At 73.9% G+C, this 18,841-nt stretch carries 17 protein-coding genes; 11 read left to right on the forward strand and 6 right to left on the reverse strand.

Annotated elements, in window-relative coordinates; translation table 11 throughout:
- Positions 1-34: 34 nt before the first annotated feature.
- On the reverse strand, positions 35-988 hold the full coding sequence (locus tag PV963_RS15675; protein WP_425540904.1) for an EamA family transporter: 954 nt from the start codon (positions 986-988) through the stop codon (positions 35-37).
- 106 nt (positions 989-1,094) lie between these two features.
- Between PV963_RS15675 and PV963_RS15680 the strand changes: the two genes are divergently transcribed.
- Positions 1,095-1,613 carry a MarR family winged helix-turn-helix transcriptional regulator gene (locus PV963_RS15680; RefSeq protein WP_274816341.1) on the forward strand — a complete coding sequence of 173 codons (519 nt, stop codon included), beginning with the start codon at positions 1,095-1,097 and terminating at the stop codon, positions 1,611-1,613.
- Between the two features lie 84 nt (positions 1,614-1,697).
- Here the strand turns inward: PV963_RS15680 and PV963_RS15685 are convergent, their stop codons facing one another.
- Positions 1,698-3,140 (reverse strand): FAD-dependent monooxygenase, encoded by a 1,443-nt coding sequence (locus tag PV963_RS15685; protein WP_274816343.1) that lies wholly within the window; start codon positions 3,138-3,140, stop codon positions 1,698-1,700.
- A 165-nt stretch (positions 3,141-3,305) separates the two neighbouring features.
- On the opposite strand from PV963_RS15685, the gene PV963_RS15690 reads away from it, so the two are divergent.
- Complete coding sequence (locus tag PV963_RS15690) at positions 3,306-3,884, forward strand: TetR family transcriptional regulator (protein ID WP_274816344.1); 579 nt, start codon at positions 3,306-3,308, stop codon at positions 3,882-3,884.
- 136 nt (positions 3,885-4,020) lie between these two features.
- Here the strand turns inward: PV963_RS15690 and PV963_RS15695 are convergent, their stop codons facing one another.
- From PV963_RS15695 to PV963_RS15705, 3 genes are all read right to left on the reverse strand, one after another.
- On the reverse strand, positions 4,021-4,308 hold the full coding sequence (locus tag PV963_RS15695) for a hypothetical protein (protein ID WP_274816345.1): 288 nt from the start codon (positions 4,306-4,308) through the stop codon (positions 4,021-4,023).
- Positions 4,309-4,369: 61 nt separating this feature from the next.
- On the reverse strand, positions 4,370-6,463 hold the full coding sequence (malQ, locus tag PV963_RS15700) for a 4-alpha-glucanotransferase (RefSeq protein ID WP_274816346.1): 2,094 nt from the start codon (positions 6,461-6,463) through the stop codon (positions 4,370-4,372).
- Positions 6,464-6,733, reverse strand: coding sequence for a hypothetical protein (locus PV963_RS15705; RefSeq protein WP_274816347.1), 270 nt, complete (start codon positions 6,731-6,733; stop codon positions 6,464-6,466).
- A gap of 224 nt (positions 6,734-6,957) precedes the next feature.
- Between PV963_RS15705 and PV963_RS15710 the strand changes: the two genes are divergently transcribed.
- The 4 genes from PV963_RS15710 (at position 6,958) to PV963_RS15725 (ending at position 12,501) form a co-directional block, all read left to right on the forward strand.
- A complete protein-coding gene (locus PV963_RS15710; RefSeq protein WP_274816348.1) occupies positions 6,958-9,834 on the forward strand; it encodes a beta-N-acetylglucosaminidase domain-containing protein in 2,877 nt (958 codons plus the stop codon).
- Positions 9,835-9,932: 98 nt separating this feature from the next.
- Positions 9,933-10,466, forward strand: a complete 534-nt coding sequence (locus tag PV963_RS15715) for a PadR family transcriptional regulator (protein ID WP_274816349.1) — start codon at positions 9,933-9,935, stop codon at positions 10,464-10,466.
- On the forward strand, positions 10,463-11,149 hold the full coding sequence (locus tag PV963_RS15720) for an ABC transporter ATP-binding protein (RefSeq protein ID WP_274816350.1): 687 nt from the start codon (positions 10,463-10,465) through the stop codon (positions 11,147-11,149). Before PV963_RS15715 ends, PV963_RS15720 begins: the two co-directional genes overlap by 4 nt.
- On the forward strand, positions 11,146-12,501 hold the full coding sequence (locus PV963_RS15725; protein ID WP_274816352.1) for an FtsX-like permease family protein: 1,356 nt from the start codon (positions 11,146-11,148) through the stop codon (positions 12,499-12,501). Before PV963_RS15720 ends, PV963_RS15725 begins: the two co-directional genes overlap by 4 nt.
- Before the next feature lie 112 nt (positions 12,502-12,613).
- On the opposite strand, the gene PV963_RS15730 is transcribed toward PV963_RS15725, so the two are convergent.
- Positions 12,614-13,150, reverse strand: a complete 537-nt coding sequence (locus tag PV963_RS15730; protein ID WP_019760491.1) for an HNH endonuclease — start codon at positions 13,148-13,150, stop codon at positions 12,614-12,616.
- Positions 13,151-13,462: 312 nt separating this feature from the next.
- Here PV963_RS15730 and PV963_RS15735 point away from each other — a divergent pair, with 312 nt between their 5' ends.
- The 5 genes from PV963_RS15735 (at position 13,463) to PV963_RS15755 (ending at position 18,676) form a co-directional block, all read left to right on the forward strand.
- Positions 13,463-14,578, forward strand: a complete 1,116-nt coding sequence (locus tag PV963_RS15735; protein WP_274816355.1) for a mechanosensitive ion channel family protein — start codon at positions 13,463-13,465, stop codon at positions 14,576-14,578.
- 247 nt (positions 14,579-14,825) lie between these two features.
- On the forward strand, positions 14,826-16,037 hold the full coding sequence (locus PV963_RS15740; RefSeq protein ID WP_274816356.1) for an ROK family transcriptional regulator: 1,212 nt from the start codon (positions 14,826-14,828) through the stop codon (positions 16,035-16,037).
- Between the two features lie 72 nt (positions 16,038-16,109).
- Positions 16,110-17,375 (forward strand): 6-phospho-beta-glucosidase, encoded by a 1,266-nt coding sequence (locus tag PV963_RS15745; protein ID WP_274816357.1) that lies wholly within the window; start codon positions 16,110-16,112, stop codon positions 17,373-17,375.
- Positions 17,366-18,337 carry an N-acetylglucosamine kinase gene (locus PV963_RS15750; protein ID WP_274816358.1) on the forward strand — a complete coding sequence of 324 codons (972 nt, stop codon included), beginning with the start codon at positions 17,366-17,368 and terminating at the stop codon, positions 18,335-18,337. The genes PV963_RS15745 and PV963_RS15750 overlap by 10 nt, the downstream gene beginning before the upstream one ends.
- Positions 18,338-18,454: 117 nt before the next feature.
- Complete coding sequence (locus tag PV963_RS15755; RefSeq protein ID WP_184983811.1) at positions 18,455-18,676, forward strand: hypothetical protein; 222 nt, start codon at positions 18,455-18,457, stop codon at positions 18,674-18,676.
- Positions 18,677-18,841 lie beyond the last annotated feature (165 nt).

Here is an 18,841-nt window from a genome sequence, read left to right on the forward strand (position 1 = left end):
CCCGGCGCAGTGCCGGGCGCCCCTCGGTTTCTTGTCAACCGACCTTGACGAGCGTGACCTTCGAATCCTTTGGGGCGGGCTTTCCAGAGGAACTGAACGTTCGCGTACCGGCAGGCCCCTTGCCCCGCGGCGCGATCTGCCCCGCCACCGTCGCTCCGAACGCCAGCGCCATGCCCGCCAGCTGCACCGGCGTCAGCGCCTGTCCGAGTGCCGCCCAGCCGACGACGGCCGCGGTCAGCGGGGAGAGCGGGCCGAGGAAGGTGACCTGGGTGGCGGTGAGGCGGCCGATGCCGCGGAACCAGAGCCAGTAGGCGATCGCCGTGTTCGCGACGGCGAGGTAGAGGTAGCCGCCGACCGCCCGGCCGTCCAGCGCGGGCGGCGCGCCCTCGACGAGGACGGCGAGGGGCGCGATGAGCAGGCCGCCCGCGGTCAGCTGCCAGCCGGTGAGGGCCAGCGGGCCGACGCCCTCGGGGCGCCCCCACCGCTTGGTGAGCACGGTGCCGGTGGACATGGACGCGGTGGAGGCGAGGGCCGCCAGCACGCCCAGCGCGTCCAGCGCCCCGGCCGCCTGGAGCACGACCAGGCTGACGCCGAACGCGGCCGCGATCCCGGTGAGCAGCGTGCGCGTCGTCGGCCGCTGCCCCAGCAGCAGGGCCGAGAGGCCGACCACGAACAGCGGGCCGACCGAGCCGACGACCGCCGCCATGCCGCCGGGCAGCCGGTACGCGGAGAGGAACAGCAGCGGGAAGAAGGCGCCGATGTTCAGCGCGCCGAGCACCACCGACTTCCACCACCAGGCACCGCGCGGCAGCACCCGGGCGAGGGTGAGCAGGAGCAGGCCCGCGGGCAGGGCGCGCACGAGGCCCGTGAACAGGGGGCGGTCGGGCGGGAGGAACTCGGTGGTGACGGCGTAGGTGGTGCCCCAGGAGACGGGGGCGAGGGCGGTGAGGGCGGTGAGCGTGGCGCGCTGCGCGGCCAGGGGACGCATGGGTCGCACCCTTCGGAGTAGGTCAGTGGAAAGTAGCTTAGCGCCAAGCAACTTTCCGTCAATCTACTTTCTTGCGGGTGACCCAGAGCCGTCGGATACTCCTGTCATGAGCGAACGCCCCGAGCAGCGCAAGGACCCCGTCGACGCGATCATCGACCAGTGGGCGACCGTGCGGCCCGACCTCGACACCACCGCCATGGAGGTCTTCGGCCGCATCTACCGGCTCTCACGCGCGATGGGCGACCGGACGGAGAAGGCGTACGCGCAGTTCGGGATCGGCCGCGGGGAGTTCGACGTCCTGGCGACCCTGCGTCGCGCCGGGGAGCCCTACACGCTCTCGCCCCGGCAGCTCTCCGCGACGCTGATGCTCACGACCGGAGGCATGACGGGGCGCCTGGACAAGCTGGAGCGCGCCGGCCTGCTGCGCCGCTCCCCCGATCCGCACGACCGGCGCGGCCTGCACGTCACGCTCACCGACAAGGGCCTGGAGCTGATCGACGAGGCGGTCGCCGCCGGACTCGCGGTCCAGACGGAGGCACTGTCCGGCCTGGCCGCCGAGCAGGCCGGCCAACTGGCTGAGCTGCTCAGGGAGTTGCTCAGGACGACGGAGGGCCGGCAGGACTGAGCCGGCCTCCGACGCGTTTCACCGGCGACCTGACGGGCCGGCGCCGGCACCGGCCCGCCGAGGTGCTGTCCCACGGGGCGGCGACTACCCCACGTGGGCGGCGACGGCCGCCTCGATCGCCCGGGTGTCCGCCACGTCGGCCGCCCACGCCGCGTACCCGTCGGGCCGCACCAGCACGGTCGTACGGCGGTCGCTCGCCCAGCGCTCCACGGCCAGCCGGTCCTCACGCCCGTCCCCGGCCCGGTACGGCTCCGGGGTGATCAGCACGAACCGGCCGCCCCGCATCGCCTCGTGGAGGCGAGCGTCCCCGGCCAGGGCGACATCCGGGACGCGGCGGCCGGTGAAGCGGTGGGAGCCGCGGGGGGCGGGGTAGCGGTAGCCGATGCCGGTGACCTGGGCGAGCGCCTTGCGGCGGGCCGGGCCGACGGTGCCGAGGAAGGCGGCGAAGGCGGTGCGCAGGGCGATCGTCCAGGGCCGCCGGGCCATGGCGGCACGCACGATGCCGCCACTGCTGCGCAGCACCGTCCTGCCGATGGGGTGACGTTCGGCCTGGTAGGTGTCGAGGAGCGCGTCGGCCGCGTGTCCCTTGAGGACGGCGGCCAGCTTCCAGCTCAGGTTGGCCGCGTCCTGGAGGCCGGTGTTCATGCCCTGGGCGCCGGCGGGGGTGTGGACGTGCGCGGCGTCCCCGGCGAGGAAGACGCGGCCGACACGGTAGGCGGGCGCCTGCCGCTCGTCGCTGTGGAAGCGGGACATCCAGCGGGGGTCGTGCATGCCGAAGTCACGCCCGAGGGCGCGCCGGGTGGTCTCCCTGATCTCGTCGAGTCCGACCGGCGCGTCGTCGGGGCGCTCGCGGCCGCGGTCCCAGCAGACGACGCGGTGGTAGCCGTCGCCGAAGGGGACGAGGAAGGCGAAGGCGTCGCCGACGGCGTCGAAGGTGAGCAGTTCCCCGGGCTCCTCGGTCACCCGTACGTCCGCGAGCATGACGGAGCGGATCACCGAACGGCCGGGGAACGACAGCCCGATCGCGTTCCGCACCGTGCTGCGCATCCCGTCGGCGCCGACGACGTACGCCGCGCGCAGCGTCTCCGAGCCGCCGCCGGGCCCGCGGAGCTCGATCGTCACGCCCTGCGCGTCCTGCGTCAGCCCGGTCACCTCGGTCTCGTACCGGAACTGCGCCCCGGCCTCCAGCGCCCGCCGCTCCAGGACCTTCTCCACCTCGTACTGCGGAAGGACGAGGAGGTGGTTGAAGCGGGAGGGGAGCGTGGAGAGGTCGAGGCTGAGGCGGCCGTAGAGGCGGAACCGGCCGAGCGGCCGACCGACGGCCTCCAGTTCGTCGGCCAGCCCCCGGGCGTCGAACTGCTCCAGCGTGCGGGCGTGCAGGACGAACGCGCGGGAGAGGTTGCCGATCCCCTGCGGGCGCTTCTCGACGACGGTGACGGGGACGCCGGCGGTGGCGAGGTCGCCGGCCAGGAGAAGGCCGGTGGGGCCGGAGCCGACGACGATCACGGTGGGAATGGTGCCGTTCATCAGGGCCTCCCGTGGGCCGAAGTGCGTTGGTCGACACTCGTGGACCAACAACCGATTGCCAACCATGCCAACAACTGTTTGCCAACGTTCGTTGACCAAAGTACGGGCGCCCCTCGAGGGCGTCAACAGTTGTTGGCCCACGTGTGTTGGCCTACGCTCGTTGGCATGCCCGACAACAAGCGCACCGCCCCCTCCAGGCGCTCGGACACCACCCGCGCCGCCATCCTCGACGCCGCCCGCGAGCGTTTCGCCGCCGACGGCTACGAGCGCGCCACCATCCGCACCATCGCGCGGGACGCGGGCATCGACCCGTCCATGGTGATGCGGTACTACGGCAGCAAGGAGGGCCTGTTCGCGGCCGCCGTCGCCGTCGATCTGAAGCTGCCCGACCTGGGCCCGCTGCCCCGGGACGAGGTCGGGTCCGCCCTCGTGAGCCACTTCCTGGACATGTGGGAGGAGAACGAGGTGCTCACGGCCCTGCTGCGGGTCGGTGCCACCAACCAGGCCGGGGCCGAGCGCATGCAGGGCATCTTCCGGGACCAGCTGCTTCCGGTCGCCCGCCAGGTGTGCCCCGACCCCGAGCAGATCCCGGTGCGGGCCGTGCTCACCGCCACGCAGCTGCTCGGGATGGCGCTCACCCGGTACGTCCTGCGCCTGCCGCCGGCCGTGGCGCTCAGCCGCCAGGAGATCGTGGCGTGGCTGGCGCCGACGGTGCAGCGCTATCTGACGGCACCGAACCCCTGACAGCCCGCCCACCGGGATCCCCGCCCACCGCGAAAAGCCGAGGGCGCCGCCCCGGTCGCCGCACGGCGGCATGCGCGTGCGTACGGCGGGGACAGCGCCCTCGGAAGGTGCGTGTCGGACTCGGAGGGAGCCCTGGTCAGGCCTTGGCGTCGGCCTTCGCCTCGGCCTTGGTCCTGATGTTGGAGCTGGTCGGGTCCTTCTGCTTGTGCGACTTGTCGCCGATCATCACCAGACCGTGGATGACCAGGTACAGCACGATCGGGGCCGCGACGAAGAGGCCCAGCGTCTCGATGACGCTCAGGCCCGGACCGGGGTCGTCACCGTCGTCGCGCGTGAGCGCGGAGGCGGGCGACGACATGAGCAGCATCATCAGCGTCGTACCGGCGGCCAGGGCGCCGGCGCGCAGGGCGTTCTTCTTGTCCACGGTGCCAAAAGTATCCAACGCCGGTTGGGGCCGCGCGCCCGGGGTGCCGTAAGAGGCGTCCTCAAGCGCCGGGCGTGCCGGCCGGCTGCCGCAGAACCTCGATGAGGGCGTGCAGCCGGGGCGACGCCGCCAGCTGCTCCAGCGTGACAGGGCGGCCCTGCGCGTCCGCGATCGGCAGGCGCCAGTTCGGGTACTGGTCCCACGTTCCCGGGAGGTTCTGCGGGCGGCGGTCGCCCACTGCGTCCGGGAGCCAGACGCCGACCATGCGGGCCGGGGTGCGCAGCAGGAAACGGTGGACGGCCTGGATCTCCGCCTCCTCCGAGGAGGTGTCGGTGCCGCCGGTGCCGTTCAGCAGGCCGAGGTGGGTGAGCAGGGCCAGCCACTCGGCGGTGTCGGCGGCGGCCTCGGCGCGCTCCTGATGAAGCGGGCGGGTCAGCAGGCCCAGGCTGTCGCGGAGCTCGACGTGCTCGCCGGTGAGGCGGGCGGCCGTGGAGGGCAGGTCGTGGGTGGTGGCGGTGGCCAGGCAGTCGGCGCGCCAGCGGTCGGGGGGCAGCGGGCGGCCGTCGCCCTCCCAGTCGCGTTCGAACCACAGCACGGATGTGCCGAGCACCCCGCGCTCGCGCAGCGCCTCGCGCACGCCGGGCTCGACGGTGCCCAGGTCCTCGCCGATCACCAGCGCCCCGGCCCGGGAGGCCTCCAGGACGAGGACGGCGAGCATGGCCTCGGCGTCGTAGCGGACGTACGTGCCCTCGGTCGGTGGCCGGTCCTGCGGCACCCACCACAGGCGGAACAGACCCATGACGTGGTCGATGCGCAGGGCTCCGGCGTAGCGGAACAGGGCGCGCAGCAGCTCGCGGAACGGGGCGTAGCCCGACTCGGCCAGGCGGTCGGGGCGCCAGGGCGGCAGACCCCAGTCCTGGCCGCGGGCGTTGAACGCGTCCGGCGGGGCGCCCACCGACATGCCGGCGGCGAAGTACTCCTGCTGGGCCCAGGCGTCGGCGCCGCCGGGGTGGACGCCGACCGCGAGGTCGTGCACGATCCCGACCGGCATCCCGGCCTCGCGCCCGGCGCGCTGCGCGGCGGTCAGCTGGCTGTCGGTGAGCCAGGCGAGCCGGGACCAGAAGTCCACCCGGTCCAGCAGTCCGTTGCGGGCCCGGACGGTCTCGGCCGAGCGCGGGTCGCGCAGGCCGGTCGGCCAGCGGTGCCAGTCCGAGCCGTGCACCTCGGCGAGCGCGCACCAGGTGGCGTGGTCCTCCAGGGCCTGGCCCTGCTCGGCGAGGAAGTCGCAGTAGGCGGCGCGCCTGCCGGGGCCGAGCGGCACCTCGCACAGCAGCTCGAGCGCCTCCCGCTTGAGCTCCCACACGGCGTCCCGGTCGATCAGCGCGCCGTCCTCCAGCACCGCCTCGCGCAGCCGGCCGGATCTCTCCAGCAGCGCGCGCAGCCGCTCGCGGTCCTCGACGTAGGCGTACTCGGGGACGTCCTCGATCCGCAGGTGCACCGGGTCGGGGAAGCGGCGGGAGGAGGGGCGGTACGGGGAGGGGTCGGTGGGGGCGCCGGGCACGCCCGCGTGCAGCGGGTTGACCTGGACGAAGCCGGCGCCGAGCGACCGTCCGGCCCAGCCGGCCAGCTCGGCGAGGTCGCCCAGGTCGCCCATGCCCCAGGAACGGCGCGACAGCAGGGAGTAGAGCTGGACGAGGAGTCCGTAGGAGCGTCCGGTGGGGGTGGGCAGGCGGGCCGGGGCGATGACCAGGTGGGCGGTGGCCGTGCGGCCGTCGGGGACGGTGACGGTCAGCCGGTGGACGCCGGGCGGGAGTTGCTCGGCCGAGGCGCGCCTCTCGCCCTGCTCGGTCTCGATGCGCAGCCGGCTTCCCTCGGGGAGCGCGGCCAGGGCGGCCGGGGGGCTGGTGCCCCAGCCGACCACCGTGGGCGGCAGCAGCCTGGCGCCCAGTTCCCGCTCCCGGGCGGCGAGCGCGGCGCGCACTGCGCCGGGCGTGCTCGCGTCCACGCCGAGAGCGGCCAGGGTGAGGGTCACCGCGGCGGCCGAGGCCGCGACCGTGCGGTCCGGGGACGGGCTGTACGAGGTGGCGACGCCGTGCAGGTCGGCGAGGCGGGACAGGTCCTCGGAAGGCGGTTCGGCCGGCCGGGGTGCGGTCATCTAGGACCTCGTGAAGTCCGGGACGAAGGCGGAGGGTTCGCTGGTCAGGGGGGCGGATTCGGCGAGCGGCGGCTCGCTGGTGAGGGGCTCGGCGTCGGGCAGCGGCGGCTCGCTGGTCAGCGGGGGCTCGGCGCAGGTGCTCTCGGAGCTGAAGATGCAGTAGTGAGGGTCTTCGTAGCGGGGGTCGTCATAGTGGGGGTCGAGGTCGGCGGACGTGTCCGCCACGGGTTTGGACTGGACCGGGAGCGGAAGGAAAGTCATCGCAGCCACGGGGGCCTCCTTGTCGGGTACGGCATTCAACGGGTCATCGCAGCCCTACCCAGTCGACGCGATGGCAGACACCCCAGGCCGAACATCGTGCTGCTGCTCACATTCCACTCCCCTCCACTCCTTCCAGATTCCGGCAATTCGGTCACAACGGCCACTCTCTTTGACACCTTCACCGGGCAGGTGGTGGGCTCGTTCTGCCGGTCGAACACACCTGGAGGGGGCCTGTGGGACTGCGGCGTGGGAAGCGGGCGGCGGCTCTCGCCGTCGCCGTCGTCGCCGGAACCCTCGGCGCCCCGCCCGCCGCGGTGGCGGCTCCGCCCGTCCCGGGGGCGACCGCGACACCGGCCCCCGACACCGCCGAGCCGGATCTCTCCGTCTGGCCGCGCCCCCAGTCCCTGCGCGCGAACGGCGCACCGGTCGCGGTCACCGACGAGGTCGCCCTGATCAGCGACCCGACGGCCGACCGGTACTCCGTCGAGGCCCTGCGCGACCTGCTGCGACAGGCCGGGGCCCGTCGCATCACGGACTCCGCCGCACCCGGAGCGCTGGTCGTGCGCGTGCGGACGGAGCCCGTCCGCCCAGGCGACCGCCGCGCCCTCCCCTCAGGGGGATACGAGCTGTCCGTGGGCGGGGGCGGCGTCCTGCTCACCGGAGCCGGCGAGGACGGCCTGTTCCACGCGGTCCAGACGCTGCGGCAGCTCGTGCGCGCCGACGGCACGATCGCCGCCGCCGTCGTGCGCGACTGGCCCGGCACCGCCGTGCGCGGCATCACCGAGGGCTTCTACGGCACCGCGTGGACGCACCGGCAGCGGCTGGGGCAGCTCGACTTCATGGGGCGCACCAAGCAGAACCGCTACCTGTACGCCCCCGGTGACGACCTGTACCGGCAGGCGCGCTGGCGTGAGCCGTACCCGGCGGGGCAGCGCGCCGAGTTCCGGGAGCTGGCCGAGCGGGCGCGCCGCAACCACGTCACGCTCGGCTGGGCGGTGGCCCCGGGCCAGGCGATGTGCTTCGCGTCGGACGCCGACCTGCGCGCGCTGACGCGCAAGCTCGACGCGATGTGGGCGCTGGGCTTCCGGGCCTTCCAGCTGCAGTTCCAGGACGTCAGCTACAGCGAGTGGCACTGCGACGCGGACGCCGAGCGGTTCGGCTCCGGCCCGCGGGCGGCCGCGCGGGCGCAGGCCCGGGTGGCGAACGCGGTGGCCCGGCACCTGGCGGACCGGCACCCCGGGGCCGCCGGCCTGTCGCTGATGCCGACCGAGTACTACGAGGACGGCACGACCGACTACCGGCGGGCCCTGGCGAGTTCGCTGGACACGGCTGTCGAGGTGGCGTGGACGGGCGTCGGGGTGGTGCCGCGCACCATCACGGGCGGTGAACTGGCCGACGCGCGGCAGGCGTTCCGGCATCCGCTGGTCACGATGGACAACTACCCGGTCAACGACTACGACCCCGGCCGTCTCTTCCTCGGCCCCTACCGGGGCCGCGAGCCGGCCGTCGCCACCGGCTCGGCCGCCCTGCTCGCCAACGCGATGCAGCAGCCCGAGGCGTCCCGCATCCCGCTGTTCACCGCCGCCGACTACGCCTGGAACCCGCGCGCCTACCGCCCCGGGGAGTCCTGGCGGGCCGCGATCGCCGACCTCGCGGGCGGGGACCGGCGCCGCGAGGAGGCCTTGGCCGCGCTCGCCGGGAACGACGCGTCGTCGGTCCTCGGCGAGGAGGAGTCGGCGTACCTGCGCCCGCTGACCGAGGCGTACTGGCGGGCCCGTACGGCGGGTGACGCCGAGGCAGGCGGCCCCGGGACGGACGGTGACGCCGCGCGGCGGCTGCGCGAGGCGTTCACCGTGCTGCGCGAGCTGCCCCGGCGGCTGACGGGCACCGCCCTCGCCCCGGAGGTCGCCCCCTGGTCGGAGCAGCTGGCGCGCTACGGCGAGGCGGGCACGGCCGCGCTCGACATGCTGGACGCGCAACGCGCCGGGGACGCGGCGGCGGCCTGGACGGCGTACCGCCGACTCGGCGCGCTGCGGGCCCGGCTGGAGCCGGCACCGGTCAAGGTCGGCACGGACGTCCTGGACCCCTTCCTGGGGCGGGCGCAGAAGGCGTACGCGGCCTGGTCGGGCATCGGCCACGAGCCGCCCCCCAGCCCCGGCGAGCCGGGCGACGGCCGCACCCTGCGCTTTTCGCACCCGCGGTCCCTGACGGCCGTGACGGCCCTCACCGACCCCGGCACCGAGGGCGGCGTCGAGGTGCACGTACCGGGCCGGGGCTGGCGGCGGGCCGGCAGGCTGGCCGCTTCGGGCGCGACCGAGGTGCGGGCCGGGCAGCGGGTGGACGCCGTGCGGGTCACCGGTCCCGCGTCCTCCCGCGTGCGTCACCTGGTCCCGTGGTTCGCGGACTCCCCCGCCGCCTCTGTGGAGCTGACGCGCGACCGCGTGGACGCCGAGACCGGCAGGACGCGGCGGCTGACGGCCGGGCTGGGCTCGCTGCGCCCCGCCGACGCCCGCGGCAGGCTCACCGCCGAGGCGCCCGAGGGCGTGCGGGTGCGGGTGCCCAGGACCGAACTGACCGTGCCGCGCGGCACGACGGTGGAGGTCCCGGTCGAGGTGACCGTGGAGCGTGGTTCGCCGAAACGGACCTACGACATCCGGCTGGGGTTCGCGGGAGCGACCCGCACGCTCACCGTCCGGGCCTTCCCGCCCACCGGCGGACCCGACCTGGCCCGCACCGGCGCGGCGCGTTCCTCGGGCGACGAGACGCCCGACTTCCCCGCGTCGGCGGCGAACGACGGCGCCCCGGACACGCGCTGGTCGTCCCCGGTCGACGACGGCGCCTGGTGGCAGGTCGAGCTGCCCCGCCCGGTGCGGCTCGGGCGGGTCGAGCTGCGCTGGCAGGACGCCCACCCCTCGGCGTACCGCGTCCAGGTCTCTCCGGACGGCCGCCGCTGGCGCACGGCGGCCGCGGTACGGGACGGCCGGGGCGGCCACGAGAGCGTCCGCATGGACGAGCGCGACGTGCGCTTCGTACGGGTGCAGGGCGAGAAGCGGGCCACGCCGTACGGGTATTCGCTGTGGTCGGTGGAGGCGTACGCCGTCACGGACTGAACCGGTCGGAGGTTCGGCGACGGCCTTCTCCAGCTTCTCCGGCCTTCTTCGGTGCCTGCTATTCACTCAGTACATATACTCAGTACATAATGATGGGCATGAGCACCCGCCACATCCTGCTGGGCCTGCTCGCCACGGGGCCGAGCCACGGCTACGACCTCAAGCGACGCCACGACGAGCGCTTCCCGCAGGCCCGACCGCTGGCCTACGGGCAGGTCTACACGACCCTCCAGCGCCTCGTCCGGGACGGCCTCGCCGCGGTCGAGGGCACCGACTCGGACGGCGGCCCGGAGCGGACGACGTACCGCGCCACGGACGAGGGGGCGCGCGAGCTGTCCCGGTGGGCCGGGGAGATCACGCCGCCCGCGCCCTTCGTGGCGAACGAGATCTTCGCCAAGGTCGTGGTCGCGATCCTCTCGGGCGGCGACCCGGCCGCGTATCTGAGCGCCCAGCGCGCCGCCCACATGGAGCGGATGCGGGAGCTCACCGCGGTCAAGGCCGCCAAGGGCGCGGACCTCGCGACCGTGCTCTCGGCGGACTACGCCCTCAACCACCTCGACGCCGACCTCCGCTGGATGAGCACCACGGCGGCCCGGCTCACCACCCTGACCGCGGAGGTCGACGCAGCATGAGCAGACCCGTGCCTCTCCTCTCGGCGAGCGGCCTCACCAAAACGCACGGCAGGACCCCCGCACTGCGCGGAGCCTCGGTCGACCTGCACGCCGGCGAGATCCTCGCCGTGACCGGCGCGAGCGGCAGCGGGAAGTCGACGCTGCTGCACTGCCTGGCCGGGATCGTCCGGCCCGACGAGGGCTCGGTGTCGTACGACGGCCGGCGGCTGGAGGACCTGTCCGAGAAGCGGCTGAGCGAGCTGCGGCGGACCGAGTTCGGCGTGGTGTTCCAGTTCGGGCAGCTCATCCCCGAGCTGACGGCCCTGGACAACGTCGCCCTGCCGCTGCTGCTGGCCGGCACCGACCGCGCGCGGGCCCGGGCCCTGGCCGGCGAGTGGCTGGAGCGGTTCGGCGTGCGCGGGCAGGAGGATCTGCGGCCGGGCGAGATGAGCGGCGGCCAGGCCCAGCGGACCGCACTGGCCCGGGCCCTGGTCACCGGCCCGAAGGTGGTCTTCGCCGACGAGCCGACGGGCGCCCTTGACTCGCTCTCCGGCGAGCAGGTCATGACGGCCCTGGTCCACACGGCCCGCGAGTCGGGCACGGCGGTCCTGCTGATCACCCACGACGCCCAGGTGGCGGCGTACGCGGACCGGGAGGTCCAGCTCCGGGACGGCGCTGTGACGCCGCTGGGGGTGACGGCATGAACTCCCTGCGTTCCGATCTGCGCCTCGCCTGGGAACTCACCCGTGGTTCCGATCGAGGCGAGTGGTGGCGGGTCGCACTCACGGCGACGGGCGCCGCGCTCGCGACGGGGTTCGCGCTGGCCGCCGTCGCCCTGGCCGCGCTGCGGGGCGGCTACCGGGTGCCCGTGGCCGCGGGCCTGCTGGACGAGCCCGGTACGCGGTCCGGCGTGATCGTCGGGCTGCTGCTCCTGCTCGTGCCCGTGCTGGGGTTCCTCGGCCAGTGCGCCCGGATCGGCGCCGTGCACCGCGACCGGCGCCTGGCCGGGCTGCGGCTGGCCGGGGCGACGCCCTGGCAGGTGCGGCGGATCGCCGCGCTGGAGACCGGGCTGGCCTGCCTGCTGGGCTCGGCGCCCGCCACCGTCCTGTCCGTGCTGGTCCTTCTGCGCCAGTGGGACCGGCCGACCGCCCTGGCCTGGGTGGGGATCGGCCTGGTCGCCATCGCCGTACCGGTGCTGGGCGCGGCGGCGGGCGCACTGGCGCTGCGCCGGGTCGTGGCTTCCCCGCTGGGCTGGGTGCGCCGGGTCGGGGCGCGGGGCGGACGAGGGCCCGGGCTGCTGTTCCTGGCCGGGGTACTGCTCGTCGCGGTGCTGGGGCTGCTGACCGTGGCCACCACGTCCACGGCCGCCCCCAACCGGCCGAACGGCGGGGTGCCGCTGACGATGATGGGTGTGGTCCTCGCGGTCGGCGCGGGCGCGGTGTGGCTCTCCGGGGCCACGGCGAAGGCGACCGGGCGGATCCTCGCGGTCCGGGCCCGGTCGGCGGCGACGCTGATCGCGGCGGAACGGCTGCGCGACGACCCCTGGTCGGCCGCCCGCACGCATGCGGCGGTGCTCCTGGTGACGGTCGTGGGGACCGGCTTCATGGGCATCCGGCAGGTGCTGAGCGACGTGGTGCACAGCACGCGGCATCTCTCCGCGCCCGCGTCCTACTACACCACCGGCCTCGACCTCACCGGCGCCGCCATCGTCGTCGCCTTCGCGATCACCCTGTCCGGCCTCGCCGTCGGCACCGCCGAGTCCCTGGCCACCCGCCGCCGCGGCCTGGCCGCGCAGGCCGCCGCCGGAGTGCCGCGCACGGTGCTCGGCCGGGCCCTGCTGCTGGAGACAGCGCTGCCGCTCGCCCCCGCCGTACTGCTCTCGGGATTGGGCGGCATGACCATCGGCACCGGGTACGCCCTGCTCTCCGGCCGTCCGGCGCCCTGGGCGATCGCCCTGGTGCCCATCGCCGCCTACGCCGCCTGCCTGCTGGCCGCGGCCACCTCGCTGCCCCTGCTGCGCCGCTCGCTACGCCCGGGGGAGCTGCGGTACGCCTAGGCGCCCCGGCGCTGACGGGCCGACCCGGGGGAACGGGGGTTCCCCGGGCCGGTCGGCCGGCCGCACGCGCCGATGCGAAGGGCACGCGGCAATACGAAAGCCCGGATCATCGTCAGGCGGAAATGCCGTCGATCCGGGCCAAGGCGTCGTCCGCGCCGTACGGCTGCAAGTACGGCAGCCAGCGCGGGTCCCGATGGCCGGTCCCGATGATGCGCCAGGCCAGGCCGGTGGGCGGGGCGGGTTTGTGGCGCAGCCGCCAGCCGATCTCGAAGAGGTGCCGGTCGGCCTTGACGTGGTTGCAGCGGCGGCAGGACGCCACCACGTTGTCCCAGACGTGCTTGCCCCCGCGGCTGCGCGGGATGACGTGGTCGACGCTGGTTGCGACGCCACCGCAGTACATGCACCGGCCCCCGTCACGGGCGAACAGCGCCCGGCGGGTCAGAGGAACGGGCCCCCGATAGGGAACCCGGACGAATCGCTTGAGCCGGACCACGCTGGGTGCGGGGACTGTGACGGTCGCGCTGTGCAGATAGGCGCCGGACTCCTCGAGGCATACGGCCTTGTTCTCGAGGACGAGGACGAGCGCGCGGCGGAGCGGTACGACACCTAGCGGCTCGTACGACGCGTTGAGGACCAGGACGTGCGGCACGGATGCCTCCTTGGACGCCGGCGGCGCGTGGCTCGCGCCGGGACGATTCGTAGCCAGTCTCCCCTCATGCCTGGTGAAAGCGCCACCATGTCCCCGTAACGGGCTGGGAGTGTTTTCGACCACACCTGATTCATCCCCCGGATCACGGCCTGTTCAAGCCCAGGTGAGCACGGTCTCTCCTTCACACATCCTGCGGAAGCACACACAATGCCCCGTTAGTGTGGTGGTTCTGCCCCCGCGGTGACCCAGTCGTGACCTCGACCCCCTGAACCGCCGCACCGGGGCAGACCGCTGTACTTGGAGGTACCTGCCGTGTCCTTGTCCGTTGCGGACTCCGCCCTGCTCGCCGCCGGCCCGTCGCCGTCGCCGACCCCCTCGGATACGGAGACCCCGAGAGTGCCCTCGCTCCAGGACGCCCAGGAGAGCGCGACGAACGCCGCCGGCTGGGTCGAGCAGAACTGGTCGACGTGGCTCGCGATCAGCCTGAGGGTCCTGCTCATCGTGGTGATAGCGGCGGTGCTGAGGGTCGTCGTCCGACGGGCGATCACCAAGCTGATAGACCGCATGAACCGGACCGGCCAGTCCGTGGACGGCTCCGGGCTCGGCGGGCTGCTGGTCAACGTCGAGCGGCGCCGCCAGCGCTCGCAGGCGATCGGCTCGGTGCTGCGCTCGGTGGCGTCGTTCCTGATCATCGGCACGGCCGCGCTGATGATCCTGGGCACCTTCCAGATCAACCTGGCCCCGCTGCTGGCCTCGGCCGGTGTCGCCGGCGTGGCGATCGGCTTCGGCGCCCGCAACCTCGTCACGGACTTCCTCTCCGGCGTCTTCATGATCCTTGAGGACCAGTACGGCGTCGGTGACACGATCGACGCGGGCGTCGCCTCGGGCGAGGTCATCGAGGTGGGCCTGCGGGTGACCAAGCTGCGCGGCGACGGCGGCGAGATCTGGTACGTCCGCAACGGCGAGGTCAAGCGCATCGGCAACCTCTCCCAGGGGTGGGCCACGGCCAACGTCGACGTCACGGTCCACTCCGGCGAGGACCTGGACAAGGTGAGGGCGACCCTGGACGAGGTCGCCGAGAAGATGAGCGCCGAGGAGCCCTGGAACGAGCTGCTCTGGGGCCCGATCGAGGTCCTCGGCCTGGACAGCGTCCTGCTGGACTCCATGGTCGTGCGCGTCTCGGCCAAGACCATGCCCGGCAAGTCCCTGACCGTGGAGCGCGAGCTGCGCTGGCGCATCAAGCGGGCCTTCGACGCGGCGGACATCCGCATCGTCGGCGGGGCCACCGCCCCGCTGGAGGAAGCGCCCGCCGACCCGACGGCGGGGATGGCGCCCCCGTCGGTGTACGCGAACTCGGCGTCCCCGCAGTCGGCGGCGGCGTCCCCGCTCACGCCCGCCGCACCACCGCCGACGAGCACCACGAAATAGCCGCCCCCGAAGAGGCGGCCGGACGGTCGCCGCCAAGAGGGCGGCACCCGGACTTCGGGTGCCGCCCTCTTCGCATGCCCGGGTGACGACTGCGTTGCCTGAACCGTCCCCCATTGACGCCCGCGCGGCGCCGGGCTTACCTTCCCACCATCGATAGGAAACCTTCCTAACAGCGATCGGGCGCAGGTCGGCCTTCCCCACGGGATCGCTGAGAGGCTGAGCAGCCGAAGGGCAGGTGTGGACACGCATGGCAGGAACCGCCGGCACGCCGGGCACCCCGCGCGTCCTGCGCGCCATGAACGACCGGGCCGCCCTGGACCTGCTGCTGGAGCACGGACAGCTGTCCCGCACCCGGATCGGCAAGCTCACCGGCCTGTCCAAGCCGACCGCCTCCCAGCTCCTGGCCCGCCTGGAGGCCGCGGGCCTCGTCCTGGCCACCGGCACCACCGAAGGCCGCCCGGGCCCGAACGCCCAGCTGTACGAGGTCAACCCGGCGGCCGGTCACGCCGCCGGCCTCGACGTCACCCCCCAGCGGATCCTCGCCGCGGTCGCCGACATCACCGGCCGCACGGTCGGCCGCCACGAACTGCCCACCCCCGGCAGACGCACCGGCACCCCCGTCGTCCAGCAGGTCACCGACGCCCTGGACGGCGCGGTGAAGGCGGCGGGTCTCGCCCGGGACGACATCCACCGGCTCGTCATCGGCACACCCGGCGCCTTCGACCCCACGACCGGCCGCCTGCGCTACGCCTCCCACCTCCCCGGCTGGCACTCCCCCACCCTGCTGGACGAGCTCGCCGCCGCCCTGCCGATGCCGTTCGAGTACGAGAACGACGTCAACCTGGTCGCCCTCGCCGAACAGCGCCTCGGCGCGGCCCGGGACCACACGGACTTCGTGCTGCTGTGGAACCAGGAGGGCCTGGGCGCCGCCCTGGTCCTGGGCGGCCGGCTGCACCGCGGCTGGACCGGCGGCGCCGGGGAGGTCGGCTTCCTGCCGGTGCCGGGCACACCCCTGGTCCGCCAGGTCACCAAGGCCGACAGCGGCGGATACCAGGAGCTGGCCGGCTCCCAGGCCGTCCCGAGGCTGGCCCGTGAACTGGGCATCGAGGACGTCCCCGCGGGCCCGTACGCCGAGGCCGCCGCACACCTGGTGGCCCGGGCCGCGGAGAGCGACGACGAACCGCACCGCCGCCTCCTCCAGACCTACGCGACCCGGCTGGCCACCGGTCTGGCCTCCCTCGTCTCGGTGCTCGACCCCGAGCTCGTCGTGCTGAGCGGCGCGGCCCTCACCTCGGGCGGCGAGACGCTGCGCGCCCTCGTCCAGGCCGAGCTGGAGGAACTGGCCGCGTCCCGCCCACGCCTGGTCGTGGGCGACGTCCGTGAACACCCCGTGCTGCGCGGCGCACTGGAGAGCGCGCTCGCGACGACGCGCGACGAGGTCTTCGACACCTCGCGCTGAACCCACTTCCCTCTTCGCCCAGAAGGCGTTTGCAGCAAGTGTCACGCTCACCGGAGTAAGGGGTCGGACGCAATGAAACTCACCGTGGTCGGCGGAGGCTCGACCTACACCCCCGAACTCGTGGACGGCTTGGCCCGCCTGAGAGACACCCTGCCCGTCGGGGAACTGGTCCTGATGGACCCGGCGCAGGACCGCCTGGACCTGGTGGGCGGCCTCGCCCGCCGCATCTTCGCCCGCCAGGACCACCCCGGCCGCATCACCACCACGACCGACCTCGACCAGGCGGTCGACGGCGCGGACGCGGTCCTCCTCCAGCTCCGCGTGGGCGGCCAGGCGGCCCGGGAGCAGGACGAGACCTGGCCCCTGGAATGCGGCTGCGTGGGCCAGGAGACGACCGGCGCCGGCGGCCTGGCGAAGGCCCTGCGCACGGTCCCGGTGGTCCTGGACATCGCGGACCGGGTACGCCGTACGAACCCCCACGCCTGGATCATCGACTTCACCAACCCGGTCGGCATCGTGACGCGCGCCCTGCTCCAGGCCGGCCACAAGGCGGTGGGCCTGTGCAACGTGGCGATCGGCCTGCAGCGCAAGTTCGCCGGCCTGCTGGGCGTCGAGCCCTCAGAGGTCCATCTGGACCACATGGGCCTCAACCACCTCACCTGGGAGACGGGAGTACGCCTGGGCGGTCCGGAAGGCGAGGACGTCCTGCCCGAGCTGCTGACCGGGCACGGCGACAGGATCGCGGCGGACCTGCGCCTCCCCCGCGCCCTGTTCGACCGCCTGGGCGTGGTCCCGTCGTACTACCTGCGCTACTACTACGCGCACGACGAGGTCGTACGAGAACTCGCGACGAAGCCGTCCCGCGCGGCCGAGGTGGCGGCCATGGAGCGGCAACTGCTGACCATGTACGCCGACCCGGCCCTGGACGAGAAGCCGGCCCTGCTCGCCGAACGGGGCGGCGCCTACTACTCGGAGGCGGCGGTGGACCTGGCGGCGGCCCTGCTGGGCGGTGGCGGCACCCCGTACCAGGTGGTGAACACCTACAACCGGGGCACGCTCGCGTTCCTGCCCGACGACGCGGTGATCGAGGTGCAGGCGGCGGTGGGCGCGACGGGAGCGTCCCCGCTCCCGGTCCCGTCCGTGGACCCCCTCTACGCGGGCCTGATGGCGAACGTGACGACGTACGAGGACCTGGCCCTTCGGGCGGCTGTGCACGGCGGCCGGACCCGCGTCTTCCGGGCCCTCCTCTCCCACCCCCTCATCGGCCAGTACGAGTACGCCGAGGCGCTCACCGACCGACTGATCGCACACAACCGGGAGCACCTCGCGTGGGCCTGAGCGCACGTGTCCTCGCCATCGACGCCGGCAACAGCAAGACGGACGTCGCGATCGTGACGGCGGACGGAGAGGTCCTGTCCACGGCACGCGGGGGCGGCTTCCGCCCGCCCGCGGTAGGCCTGGACACGGCGATGGACACCCTCACCGACACGGTCGCCCAGGCCCTGTCCACCGCCGGACTCCCCTCCGTCGACCACGTCTCGGCCTGCCTCGCCAACGCCGACTTCCCGGTCGAGGAGGAGGAATCGGCGGTCGCGCTGCACGCACGCGGCTGGGGCGCTTCGGTGACGGTCCGCAACGACACCTTCGCCATCCTCCGGGCCGGTGTGACGGAGCCCCGGGGCGTCGCGGTCGTCTGCGGCGCGGGCATCAACTGCGTCGGCATGCGCCCCGACGGCCGCACGGCCCGCTTCCCCGCACTCGGCCGGGTCTCGGGCGACTGGGGCGGCGGCTGGGGCCTGTCGGAGGAGGCCCTGTGGCACGCGGCGCGCTCGGAGGACGGCCGTGGGCGTGCCACGGCCCTGGCCCACACCCTCCCCGCCCACTTCGGCCTGCCCTCCATGTACGCCCTCATCGAGGCACTGCACCTGGGCGACATAGAACAATCTCGTCGCCACGAGCTGACCCCGGTCCTCTTCGCGACGGCGGCGGACGGCGACCCGGTCGCCCGCGCGATCGTCGAGCGCCAGGCGGAAGAGGTCGTCGCGATGGCCGTGGTGGCCCTGACCCGCCTGGAACTGATGGACGAGCCGACACCTGTCCTCCTCGGCGGCGGGGTCCTGGCCGCCCAGCACCCCCAGCTCAACGGCATGGTCACCGACCTGCTGGCCGACAGAGCACCCAAGGCGGCCCCCCAGGTGGTCACGGCCAGTCCTGTCCTCGGGGCGGCGCTACTGGGGCTGGACCGGGTGGGAGCCGGCGATGGGGCGCAGGGGCGGCTGCGGGCGCACTTCGGGGTGTGATCGGGGCTCGATCGGGGCGTGAGAGAGGCCCGCCCACGAGATCGGCCGGGGCCGTGCCGGACAACGGCCGTGGACGGACGCGGGCACCAGAACACGCGAGGGCGCATACTAGGGGCAATGACAAAGCCTGCTGCACCTAAGCGCCATCTGCCCACCAGCCCCTTCAAGGCCCCGGTCATCCCGGCCCCGAAGCACTTCTCCGTGGGCGACCAGGTCACACACGACATGTACGGCCTCGGCCGGGTCATCAGCATCGAGGACGGGATCGCGGTCCTCGTGGACTTCGGCTCGGCTCAGAAGCGGATCCTGAGCCCGTACGCCAAGATGACCAAGCTCTAGCACCGCTGTGCCCGGTCACGGCACACCAGGCCCCGCCCGGGGCTTGGAACCAGAAGGAGACCTCCCATCGATCTGACCTCGCTCTTCTCCGCTCCGGAAGGGGCACCCCGCTCCACCGCCACGGCATCACCGCCTCCGGCCACGAACCCCTTCCAGGCCCCGGAC

The organism is Streptomyces coeruleorubidus, assembly GCF_028885415.1.
In the GTDB taxonomy this organism is placed as follows: domain Bacteria; phylum Actinomycetota; class Actinomycetes; order Streptomycetales; family Streptomycetaceae; genus Streptomyces; species Streptomyces coeruleorubidus_A.